General features: G+C 30.5%; 12 protein-coding genes and 1 tRNA gene. 4 read left to right on the forward strand and 9 right to left on the reverse strand.

Going from position 1 to position 12,194, the window contains the following annotated elements:
- A partial coding sequence (locus ACIQZC_RS05585) for a methyltransferase domain-containing protein (protein ID WP_396138251.1) occupies nt 1-394 on the forward strand: 394 nt, incomplete at its 5' end.
- Entirely contained in the window at nt 395-1,396 is a 1,002-nt protein-coding gene (locus ACIQZC_RS05590) for a restriction endonuclease (RefSeq protein WP_396138252.1), read from the forward strand. It abuts the gene before it with no gap.
- Between the two features lie 89 nt (nt 1,397-1,485).
- Here the strand turns inward: ACIQZC_RS05590 and ACIQZC_RS05595 are convergent, their stop codons facing one another.
- The 8 genes from ACIQZC_RS05595 to mce form a co-directional block, all read right to left on the reverse strand.
- Nucleotides 1,486-2,418, reverse strand: coding sequence for a type IX secretion system membrane protein PorP/SprF (locus ACIQZC_RS05595; RefSeq protein WP_396138253.1), 933 nt, complete (start codon nt 2,416-2,418; stop codon nt 1,486-1,488).
- Nucleotides 2,418-5,141, reverse strand: coding sequence for a gliding motility-associated C-terminal domain-containing protein (locus ACIQZC_RS05600; RefSeq protein WP_396138254.1), 2,724 nt, complete (start codon nt 5,139-5,141; stop codon nt 2,418-2,420). Before ACIQZC_RS05600 ends, ACIQZC_RS05595 begins: the two co-directional genes overlap by 1 nt.
- 19 nt (nt 5,142-5,160) lie before the next feature.
- Entirely contained in the window at nt 5,161-5,769 is a 609-nt protein-coding gene (locus tag ACIQZC_RS05605) for a hypothetical protein (protein ID WP_396138255.1), read from the reverse strand.
- Nucleotides 5,770-5,779: 10 nt separating this feature from the next.
- Entirely contained in the window at nt 5,780-6,256 is a 477-nt protein-coding gene (locus ACIQZC_RS05610; RefSeq protein WP_396138256.1) for a T9SS type A sorting domain-containing protein, read from the reverse strand.
- On the reverse strand, nt 6,256-8,283 hold the full coding sequence (locus tag ACIQZC_RS05615; RefSeq protein WP_396138257.1) for a collagen-like protein: 2,028 nt from the start codon (nt 8,281-8,283) through the stop codon (nt 6,256-6,258). The genes ACIQZC_RS05610 and ACIQZC_RS05615 overlap by 1 nt, the downstream gene beginning before the upstream one ends.
- 228 nt (nt 8,284-8,511) lie before the next feature.
- Nucleotides 8,512-8,964, reverse strand: a complete 453-nt coding sequence (locus ACIQZC_RS05620) for a hypothetical protein (RefSeq protein ID WP_396138258.1) — start codon at nt 8,962-8,964, stop codon at nt 8,512-8,514.
- Between the two features lie 255 nt (nt 8,965-9,219).
- Nucleotides 9,220-9,293 (reverse strand) — tRNA-Ile (locus ACIQZC_RS05625).
- A gap of 85 nt (nt 9,294-9,378) precedes the next feature.
- On the reverse strand, nt 9,379-9,783 hold the full coding sequence (gene mce, locus ACIQZC_RS05630) for a methylmalonyl-CoA epimerase (RefSeq protein ID WP_396138259.1): 405 nt from the start codon (nt 9,781-9,783) through the stop codon (nt 9,379-9,381).
- Between the two features lie 101 nt (nt 9,784-9,884).
- On the opposite strand from mce, the gene rbfA reads away from it, so the two are divergent.
- The gene (rbfA, locus tag ACIQZC_RS05635) at nt 9,885-10,277 is read left to right on the forward strand and encodes a 30S ribosome-binding factor RbfA (RefSeq protein WP_396138260.1); all 393 of its coding nucleotides are present in this window, start codon (nt 9,885-9,887) and stop codon (nt 10,275-10,277) included.
- Between the two features lies 1 nt (nt 10,278).
- Nucleotides 10,279-11,478 carry an ABC transporter permease gene (locus tag ACIQZC_RS05640; protein WP_396138261.1) on the forward strand — a complete coding sequence of 400 codons (1,200 nt, stop codon included), beginning with the start codon at nt 10,279-10,281 and terminating at the stop codon, nt 11,476-11,478.
- Nucleotides 11,479-11,603: 125 nt separating this feature from the next.
- Here the strand turns inward: ACIQZC_RS05640 and ACIQZC_RS05645 are convergent.
- The coding region (locus ACIQZC_RS05645) for a tetratricopeptide repeat protein (protein ID WP_396138262.1) at nt 11,604-12,194 on the reverse strand (591 nt) is incomplete at its 5' end.

The raw sequence follows: 12,194 nt of genomic DNA on the forward strand, positions 1-12,194 counted from the left end.
AATCAAGGACAGAGAAGATTGGATTGTTGCTGACCTTGGTTGTGGTGAGAACCTACTCAAAAAAGAAATTACAAATAAAGTTTATTCCTTTGATTATGTTGGTATAGATGAAACTGTTATAGAATGTGATATTTCAAATATACCACTTGAAGGAAACAAAGTTGATGTGAGTGTATTTTGTTTGTCACTTATGGGATCAAATTATATTGATTACTTGAAGGAAGGATACAGAATTTTAAAACCTTATGGCAGTATGTTTATAGTTGAACCCAAAAAGAAATGGGAAAATAAATCAGAGAAGTTAATTACTGAAATAGAATCAATTGGAATGAAGGTTGTAGAATCTTACACTTCAAGTAAATTTATTTACATCCAATCTTTAAAAATTAAATAAATGAGAGTATTTGTATTAAGAGCAGATTACGGAAGATACACGGACGTATTTAGAAATAATAATTATATTGGAATTGGTTGGTTTGAACAAATTAATCCAATTGAAGGTGGATGGGATTTAACGGACAAAGAATTTCTTAAAGAAAAATACAGAGAAAAATATGTTGGTGATGCAAGTATGAGAGTAAATCAAAATGTAGGACAAATTTATCGCTTCATAAATGAGATGCAAATTGGAGATATTGTTATTTCACCATATAATACAAATGATTTACTAATTGGTAAAATTACTGGTGAATTATACTTTGAAAATGACAATTCATCTCCATATCCTTGGAGAAAAAAAATGGAATGGATTAAGGATAATGTTAATAGACATTCATTTTCTCAACCTATTCAAAATACTTTGAGAGCTACTTTAACATGTTTTGAAGTAAAACAAAAAGATGAAATATTTGAATCGCTTGGTTATGATATTCCCCATTCGAAAAAAGAAAATTATGACATAAAATTTGATTCAAAATCAATTAATGAGTTAATTAAAAATAAGTTTTTAGAACTTGATCCTACAGAATTTGAATTATTAGTTTCATATCTTCTTAGAACACTTGGTTTTGAACCAACACAAGAAACGGGAAAAGTTGGAGATGGAGGAATTGATTTTGAGGGTATATTAGATGTAAATGGGATTGCATCAATAAATCTTCAAGTACAAGTAAAAAGATATGATAACAATTCTATAGGAGAAAGAGAAATTAGAAGCTTTAGAGGTGCATTAAAACAGGATTTTCAAGGTTGTTTCATAACTCTATCAAAATTTCAAAAGAAAGCAATTGAAAGTTCAAACAAAGAGGGGTATAAGGGTATCCAACTTATAGATGGTAATAAGTTCATCGAACTATTTATTAATCAATATGAAGAAATAATTGATGTAATACAACTTGACGATAATGACGATCTTTTAGAAAAATTACAATTCAAAAAATCTTTACTCCCATTATAACTTGATTATAAAACTTAGTTAATAATAAATCCATTAATCATAGAATAAATTAACCTAATTCCATAATATTTTAAAAAAACTAATTTATACTAAAAAGTATAACATCCACAACGTTCGCGTTGCCAGAAATCTTCCAATCTTATATTTAAGAAAAAACTATGAATTCCTCCATTACTTCCCGAAAATTTATTGATGGACGAATCATAAGAATACCCTAATAGAAATTTTTCAGCAAAGCGAATCCCTACAAAACCACCTGCAGTAGCATTTAAATCAAGATTAAGACTTCCATACATTTTGTCCTGCCAATTTAGTGTTCCTGCAAATAAAGCGCTTAGAGGTGCTCCTTTTACCATTCTAAATAACACACTAGGTTGTAACGAAATATCGTCTTGCAAATTAAATTTATATCCCGAACTGAAATAATAATTTGGTCTCGAGTTTGCTAAAGTAGTATTGTAAGAATCTATATAGGTTGAATTTAAAATATTAGGCACTCCAAATCCCAAATAAAAATCTTTATTGTGCAAATAAATTCCAGTACCGAGATTTGGATTAATTGATGTTAAGGTACCTTCAAAATTATTAAACTCATTTGGATTTTGGATTCTTAACTTATTGTAATCAACCGAATACCAAACAGCACCCGCTTTTATTCCTAAAGCCAAACGCCAATTTTCGTTCAATTGCAAATGATAGGCATAATTTCCTAGAAATTTTGTGTCTGTCGTTACTCCTATTTCATCGTGCATCACCTCTACTCCTATTCCTGTGTTTGGACCAAAAAAAGTACCATGTGCATTAAAAAAAAGTGTCTTAGGTGCACCATCAAAACCTACCCATTGGGAGGTATACAAAGAAGTGATACTAATCCCCTCATAACTCCCAGCATATGCTGGATTGTGTGTTAATGGTGTTAAAAAAAAACTTGATAGTTTTACATCCGATTGACTGAATAGAAGGGTTGAAAATAGAAATGTAACTATTTGCAAATAAGATTTATGTTGATTCCATTTAAACATTATAACTTATTATCAATATGAATAAACCCTTTTAGTTCAGAGTATTTGCAATCATTTGGAAATTTTAAAATGAAAAAATAAGTTCCAGAAGGCAAATAATTAGATGCGGAAATAGCATTTCCGGTGTTTGCCATTCCTTTAAACACGTTATTTATATTATCATAATTAACCCCGCTCCAAATTAAATTTCCATATCGATTAAAAATTTCAATACTATTCTCTGGAAAATACTCGATACCCTCAATTATAAGTTGTTTGTTTAAATCATTTTGATCTATAGTAATTAAGTTATAGAAGGTTAATTCAGAATTTACAATTTTTGTTTTAATTGGAAATCGACCAATGCTTTCGCAATTATTAATTACATCATAGGAAGAAGCATAAATTGTTTCATCATTTACTAATAAATAATCTTGTGGCAAAATGTTTCCATTTATTGGACTGTCATAAAAAACCAAATTATAATTATAATTTAAAACAATGTCATTCAGCGTAGAATTGTTCTCAATACAAAAATACTGTACGGGTTTTCCATTGGGTAGCATTGGAATGATAATACTTACAAAAACTGGAAATCTCGTATTACTTTCACAATTACTTTCAATTTGTGAAGCATAATAGGTAGTATTGTTTGATAAATTAAAAGTATTTGGTAAAGGTGAGCCCCCCGTAGCATTTAAATACCATTGTACACTATTACCAGTAATTGACAAATCTGCAATGGATGCATTGTTACAAAATGTTTGCTGATTTGTACCTGTAGGTGCTTGTGGATTTGTAATTGTAACTAATACTGGATATCTATTGATACTCTCACACCCATTTTGAGTTTGTGAAGCATAATAAATTGTGTTATTAATTAAGTTTGTGTTACTTGGCAAAGCTGTTCCGCCTGTTGCAGATAAATACCATTGAAGATTATTACCCGTTAAAACTAAATCATTAATGGTAGCACTGTAACAAAAACTTTGAGTGTTTTGTCCAGTAGGTGCATTTGGATTAATCAACGAAACTGTTACGGGAAGTCTTATATAACTTTCACAACTACTTAATGTTTGAGAGGCATAATAGGTCACATTATGAACTAAATCAGTATTAGTTGGTAATGCCGTTCCTCCTGTTGCATTTGCATACCATTGAATTGCAGTTCCATTAACAGTAATATCAGATAAAGTGGCAGGAGCACAAAATTGTTGCATTTGACTTCCTGAAGGTGCTACTGTGTCAATTAAATTGATACTAGTAGTTAATGGTACCGCACAAGAAAGAGTATTGCTATTTTGAGCTACACTTATACTATAGTTTAATGGATTGGGTAACGAATTATCTATAGGTAAATTAAATGTATTGCTATTAATTACTTGTTGAATACTTGTACCTCCATTTATAGAATAATTCAAAAGTAATGGTTGTATTCCTCCACTAATGTTTACTTGAATTGAATTATTAGATGCCCTACAAAAATTAGTAGGATTTGTAAGGGTGTAACTTATGGGTTGGTAATTATAATTATACGTTAAATTACAATTTTGAGTAGCCCCAAAAGGAACTATAGTACAACTATAATTTCCAGGCTGATTTAAATTAATAATTGGTGTGGTTTCTCCTGTATTCCATAAATACGATATCCCTCCATCTGGTGCTTTTAATTTATAAATGCCATTTTCACAAAACAATTGAAGGTTATCAGAACTATCACATCCATCAAAAGTCAAATAGGCATAACCAAAATGACCTCCACGATCGCAATCTGCTACAGAAATTTCGATTGTAACGGTTTGTCCTATATAAGCAGTTAATGGAACTAATACAGTTGTCCAATCTCTATATTCAAATGATTCTACTCCAATTTGAATACTATTCCAACCGGGTAATCCATCACCTGCAAACGACAAATAATCGGCACAAGCATCATATGTACCGTCTGGTTTTATTAATCGAGTTCTAAAAAATGGCTGTTCGTCATCTGTATGGTCAGGATTTTCAAGTACAACAGCGTAGCGATAAATCAACTTATTATTTTGAGCAGTTACATTAAAAGTTCTTCTAATAATACTTGCCCTTCCATTTATTCCTTGATTATCCCCCAACAATACACTTAAATTATTTCCACCTGGATACGTTCGAGACATTGAAGGCACAATTGGATCTGTTCCTCCAGTTACTAAAGAATGTTGCAATCTACCATTACATAAACTTGGGGGTGAATAAGGTGTAATATTTTGCAAAACACCTAAAAGACCCGAAGTAGTGGCACAATATGTATCCCAATTAGAAAAATCTAAATTGGAAAAATCTAAATTATCGCAATAATTTAGCCTAGCAAAGGATGCGCTCTCTTGATTTGGTACAAAAATATTTTTGGAAATGTAATGCTTACCTTCTAAATCTACTTCCATGGGATTAAAAAGCAATTCACTACTGTTTTTCTGTAAAAAAACATTGAAACTTGTTACAATTTCTGTATCAATAGAATTATGATCATCAAAAGCCTTAATTATTTGAGCACTATGTAATTTGAAAAAAACCGCAACATAGTATTTGTTGATTTCGATGAAATTTTTTGATGAAATTCCACGATTTGCAAGGAACGAATCTATTGATTGCTCCCCTATAACAGTACTATTAAATCGATCAAAATATGAACTAATATCGCGTTCATCATGTACGTGATTGTTTGTTTCTTGAGAATAAGAAATTGAAAATGTTAGTAATAATATCAATATTACTTTTTTGAACATTTTAATTTATAGGTATATGGATTCCAAATTGTAGCTGACTATTGTTAAAAGATAATTTTTCTTCAGTAGTAGAACCCAGTCTAAAGGATTTTGAAAAATTATACCCTACACTCAAATACCCAATATCAGAAACGGCGTAGTTTACATTAAAACCAAAAGTGGGTTGAATTTGTAATCCTTTAAATTCGTCCTCGTCGGATAAGTCAAATAAAGTTCCATTAATTTCTTGTTCTCCATTTACAATTGTAGAAAAATTTGCCCCTGCTTTCAAATTAACTTGAAAACCACTACGGTAAGCATCAAATAAATTATAAACAATGTTTCCTTTAATACCTGCATAAGACGATTGCCATCTGTAAATATTAGCACTATCTCCTCCACTTGAGTTGAACTCATTGTAAGTTAAACTCAATTGATAATTCAATTTTTCTTCTATAAGTTCGTCTTGATAACCAATTTCATAATAATCTCCTACTCTATTAAACAAATCTGGCTTGGAACCATCAGAAGATTTGTAATCATATTTAGTAAAATTTTTACCGGAATAAAAAAACACTTCTTGTGCATTTGAGAATATAGGAATTAATAATAATAACAATAATTTTTTCATAAAATTTGTTTTATTTCTTAATGATTTGCGTTTGATATGATAAATTTTTACCTTTTAAATGAATTAAATAAGCTCCAGCAGCATATTGACTCAAGTTAAGTGAAGCTGTATTTTCAATGATGGACAATTTCTTTTCCAAAATCAGTTTTCCAACAACATCAAAAATTAGAATATTGGCATTGGATTCTGAATACTTATTGAAGAAGATTGTTAGCACATTTTCTGTTGGTATGGGATACAGCATAACATTGATTCCTGGATCAACCGCTATGTTAAAGCGGTTAAAAAATGGTTGTTGAAATCCTTGCAGCAGATCTATATCCATATCATTTCCCCTACCAATAACAGAAGATTGACCCACAGATTGTGATACATAAAACCCTGATGGTGTTTCAAATGATTTCCCTTGTGAGGCTATCATTTGTCTATTCAATTCTTGTGAAAAAGAAGCTAAAGGAAGTGCTAGTAAAAGAAGTATTTTTCTCATTAGTTGAAATGTTTGATATTTAAAACATCTTCACCAAATCTATTATAATAAACCAAAATATTATTGTTAAAATCTACTAATTCTTTAAAAAAATTATTACAAGTAGTACATAGTGGTAATTTAATATTTGAGCCTAATTGTGCCCAATTGTTATTATAATTATTATAACAAACTATTTGATTTAATCCATCATCATTATATATCAACTCTTGATTTACAACAATTAATTTATTTGAATCACTACTAAATTCAATAAATGAACTCCATCCTTTCTTTCCATTTTGTGCTGTATAATTAATAGTGATTGTATTATTATATTGCTCCCAATTTGCAGAAACACTATTAAATGCAAATGTCTTAATATAAGATGGAGCTATTCTATTTGTACCAGTTAATGGATTGATGGAAGTAGAAATTGCAATTTTAGTTCCATCATCATTTAAATCAATAGTCTCTCCCCATTGCAAATTAGAAACACCATCTATAGATCCATTTAGAATCCATGTATTTAAATTCTTTTTATAAATTAGTACTTTTCCAAATCCAGAATTGTAATTAGGTAATGAAAGAGCAATAACATCCCCAATAGAATTTACAGAAAGTCTGTTAGCTGCATTTATCGAAACTTGAGGAGTTATTTGTATTGTAGACCAACTAGTTCCATTATTATTCATTATATCAATAGTTCCACTCGTATGATTTACAATAAACAAATTATTTAAAAAATCATCATTATAAATACCCGAAATATTTTGAATTGAATTTATGCTTAAAGTCTGATTAAGCACCCAAGCACCATTTAAATAAATAAAAATTTTAATTTCATTATTATTGTTTGATGCATAAATCTTTTGCCCATCATTACTGATCCCTATATATCCACCAAGATGTTCATTAGCAATTCCATTAATTATTTGCCCATACTGAAAAATATTCCCGTTTTCATATTTTATGATTCGTATTTCTCCAGCTTGAGATGTTGTTTGCTGTCCAGATGTATTATAAATACTATTTGAAGAATTTGATTGAATAATATATTTTCCATCTTTACTTATACTCATTCGACTTGGCGACCAATTTAATGTTTGATACTCAATTATAGAATTTGAAAAAACTGCATTACTCCCAACACTACTATTTGAATTACCAGCTGGGCCTTGTGGTCCAGGAACCCCTTGAACACCATTACAAACATATTTGGTTAGCGTTGCATCAATTTCTGTGCTATCTAAAATATTGTTGTTGTTTGTATCTAAACCTACCTCAATCTTAACACCACCCGCTGTGCAATTTGTTCCAGCTACTTCTGTTGTAGTTTTTATTAGAGATTTTATTCCATCTAAACCATTTGCACCTGCTTGTCCACTTGCACCTATCAAAGAAGTTAACCATTGTTGTTCCGTTCCCGTAAATCCATTATTCACCGCTACTTGATAGGCAGAAATTCCGTTAATTCCATTAGCACCTGTAGCTCCATTAGCACCTGCTACTCCTATTGGTCCCTGAGGTCCTGTAGCACCAGCTATACCTTGCGGACCTTGAGCACCTGTTGGTCCTTGCGGGCCTGCTGGGCCTGCTGGGCCTGACGGTCCAGGCGTACCTGCATTTGCAGCATATAAAGCGAAAGGGACATATGTAAAAGGTTCGTTGCTCAGAAAAGTATAATCAGAACAATTTGCAAGTATATCCAATTCTACTTTTAAATTTTTAGCAGTACTATTCCATAATATGCCATTAAAATTAGTGGCATACCCGCCTACTTGAGTACCTGATCCTATTAAATGATTTACCACGCCATAGCGGTCAGTGGTAATTACAATTTTTTCAGCGTATTCTGTGACGTTGTTACTATCAATAATACTAAACAACAAACAAATGGTCTTATTTGAAAGTGGAAATTTTTGATTATTTGCCCCTGGCAATTGTTGTCCTGTAGGACTGTAAATTACTGCCTGATAATTAATTCCATTGGTTTGTGAAAACAAGGGAAACGTTACAAATAATAAAAAGAAAAGTAATTTTTTCATAAGAGTTTCTATTTTTAGATACTTGACAAATATAATAAAAAATTGGGTATTTTAAGGAAACAATATTGTAATACAATAACCTTTAGCATTTTAGAAAGTAATGCTTATAAAAGGAAATCTATCAAGTTTTAATTACAACAATTACTACTTACTTCTAAAATGCCCAAAATTGTAATATAAAATATCTAAGAGAAAAAATAATTTCCCTAGTATGAAATCATAATTAAATTAATTCAACAAAGTTTGAAACCAATTTGAGAACTCTTTTTCATCTATTCCACTTGCTAACTGACTACCCCGTTCGGAGTTATTTGAAAAACTTACAAAGTTCACATTCTCTTTTGTTACACAAATAACCAATACAATTGACCCATAACCCGTATTGCTTCTAATAGCAAAGACTGTTAAATTTTCAATTTTCAAAATGGACTGCTTAAAACTATTCCATTTCTCGCTTTTGTCTCCATATTTTTCTATAGCATTTAAAAAATTGCTCTTAGTATAACCCGAACCATCATTATAAAATCTATAATGATTATAAAAACTTAAAACTTCATTTGCTACATTCTCTTTTGCAACATACTTTGAAGATGTATTTTCTATGGTTGTCCAAAGAATTTGTTGTCCAAATACAATTGAATTAAAAAATAAAAAGCAGAATAAAATTTGAATTTTTTTCATAATGATATTATTTATTGAAATGAAAAAGGAACCTAATTAATAATAGTTTTTAATAAATTATTTCATGTGTTACAAATTTAAAAAAATAAAAATCTATAAAACAATAAACTTAAATAATTATTACTTTTTATATCTACAAAAAATATTGTATTTGTTTGGTTATTTGTGTGTTAGGGAATTTATAAAATCTTGCTTGAATCTTGCTTATAAAAAAAGGTTCCAAGAAATAAATCTTGAAACCCTTGATTTTACTAGTGGTCCCACCTGGGCTCGAACCAGGGACCACCTGATTATGAGTCAGGTGCTCTAACCAACTGAGCTATAGGACCAGTTAAGAGTCTGCAATATTACAGCTATTTTATATTTACTGCAAATTTTTTTACTACTTCTCTTCTATTTTCTAGTAAACAATTGCTATTCAATAATTTCCTGACACAACTCAATCAAAACCCCATTGGTAGATTTTGGATGTAAAAAAGCTACTAATTTGTTATCGGCACCTTTTTTGGGTGTTTCATTAAGGACAATAAAACCTTCTTTTTTTAATCGGGCAATTTCTACGACAATATCTTCCACATCAAAAGCAATATGATGAATACCTTCTCCTTTTTTTTCGATAAATTTTGCAATTGGACTATCTGGGTTGGTTGCTTCTAATAGTTCTATTTTATTAGGCCCGTTCTTAAAAAAGGAGGTTTTTACTCCTTCACTTGCTACCGTTTCTTCTTTATATGGAGGCTGACCCAATAATTGTTCGAAAAGAGTATTCGAGGCTGCTAAATCTTTAACGGCGATACCTATATGTTCGATTTTTCTCATGATGCTAATTTCCGTAAAATTATGAAATAAAAAACAAACCAAAACTTCAAAAATTCAAAATCGTTAATCTTCAATCGAAAATCTTATTGTATTTTTGCCTCATGGAAACAAACAGACAAAAAAAAATAGGAGCCCTTTTACAAAACGATTTGGTGTCCATTTTACAAGGCGAAATTCGTAAAAACAACATCAATAATTTGGTAATTTCGGTTTCAAAAGTAAATGTTACTTCTGATTTATCTATCGCTAAAGTACATTTGAGTGTTTTTCCTACCGAAAAAGCAGCAGAAATCTTAGCTGCCGTAAAAAGTAATGCTCCTTTAATTAAACACGATTTAGCCCAACGCGTAAAAAATCAATTGCGAAAAGTGCCTAATTTGATTTTCTATATTGACGATAGTTTAGATTATATTGAAAAAATTGACAAAGCCTTAGCAGGAGAAGAAAACCCTATTGAAAATCCAGATTTATTAGAAAAAAGAAAGAAATCATAATTTGAACCTTTCCTTATATATCGCCAAACGTTATGCTATAAGTTTCAGCAAGAACAAAGCCATTAATATTATCACTGGCATTGCTTCTATGGGAATTATTGCCAGTACTATGGCGCTATTTGTTTTTTTATCTGTTTTTAGTGGCTTAAAAGAGTTCACCCTTAATTTTGCCAATGCAACCGACCCAGATTTTAAAATAGAAACGACCTCAGGAAAGCATTTTTTGGTAACTAAAAATCAAGAAAATAAATTAAAAGCATGCAAGTCCATAACTGCCTTCAGTAAAGTAGTAACCGAGCGCGTGTACTTTATTTATGACGAAAAAGAAATTGTTGCCGAAATTAAAGGGGTAGACCAAAGTTATGCAGCTGTTACCAATTTTAATGCACATTTATATTTGGGTGAATGGCATTCGCCGAATACTGAAGAAGTAGTTGTGGGTGCCGAAATCAGTCGGAAATTAGCCCTAGGATTGTTTGATTTTAACCATCAATTACAAGTATATGCGCCAAAACCAGGCAAAGGAGCTATTGAAAATCCAATGGACGCATTTAATACTGCGGCACTTTTCCCTTCGGGTGTTTATTCAGTTAATGAAGAACTAGATGGTCGGTTTGTATTTTGTGATATCACATTAGCCCAAAATTTATTAGGATTAGCTTCTAATCAATATACTTCGTTGGAAGTAAAAGCTGCTCCAAACATCACCGAAGAAGAAGTTAGAAGCGAATTAGAAGACATTTTTGGATCCTCAGTAAAAATAAAAAATAGGGCCCAATTAAATGATTCACTTTATAAAATGCTTCAGTCTGAAAACTTATTTATTTATTTATTTAGCACATTAGTAGTTATTCTGACGCTATTTTGTTTAGCCGGAGCTATTGTTATGATAATTATTGACAAAAGAGAAAATTTGAAGACTCTTTTTAATATTGGTTTAACCAAAACTGCTATCCGAAATATCTTTTTTACCCAAGGAATTATCATTACTGTTTTTGGATTAACCATTGGTTTAGCACTTGCTATCTTAATTATTTTAGCACAACAACAATTTGCATTTATTATGATCACTGAATCGATGCCCTACCCTGTTTTATTTGAATGGGAGAATGTATTTATTGTAGTTTCAACTATCTTCTTATTGGGAATTATTTCTTCGTGGATTGCCTCAGGAACGGTTACAAAAAGTGTTTTAAAATAAAAAACCTCTCTTAAAAAAAGAAAGGTTTTGTACACCTAACAAGTGAAATATCTAACAGCTTATATGAAGAGTTAGAACTTGTCGAATGTCTTTCTAGCTATATAAACACTAATAAAATAAAAAACCTATCGTAAAAACTTTGAATTAATTTTGTTGATTTTTGCTTTTAATTCTCGAATGGAATTGTTTGCATTTTTGCTAATAAAAAAGAAAATTATTGGAATTGCTACCCCCATAGAAAGAAAAACAATTATCCAAAAAGATGAAAATTCAGTTTTACTTTTGTTTTCTAAATTGTTATAGTTTTCTAGCAATAAATTTTCTATTGAAGCACGCTCGTTTTCTTTAAGTTTGGTCTGTGTTAGAGTTAATTTTTGCTGGTATTCTTGGTATTTTTTAGGATTATTTAGAGCTAAATAATTCTCTGATAATCCTTTATATATTTCCTTATTCAAAACCAGATCATTCACGTTGTTTGCAATAGAAAAAGCAAGATTTAACTCGTTAATAGCATCTAAATAGGCTCCATTTAAAGTATAAATTTGTGCAATTCCTTTTAATGCAAAAGCTTCTAAGCTTTTTGCATTAACTTTTTTTGCAATTTGTAAAGCCTCCTTAAAACTTTGCTCAGCAAGCACATTTTGTTGGCTTAATATAAAACAATTCCCTTTGTTATATTTTGCAATACTTATTTTGGACGCATTCTCAAGAGTTTT

Source organism: Flavobacterium sp. (genome assembly GCF_044338735.1).
Lineage (GTDB): Bacteria > Bacteroidota > Bacteroidia > Flavobacteriales > Flavobacteriaceae > Flavobacterium.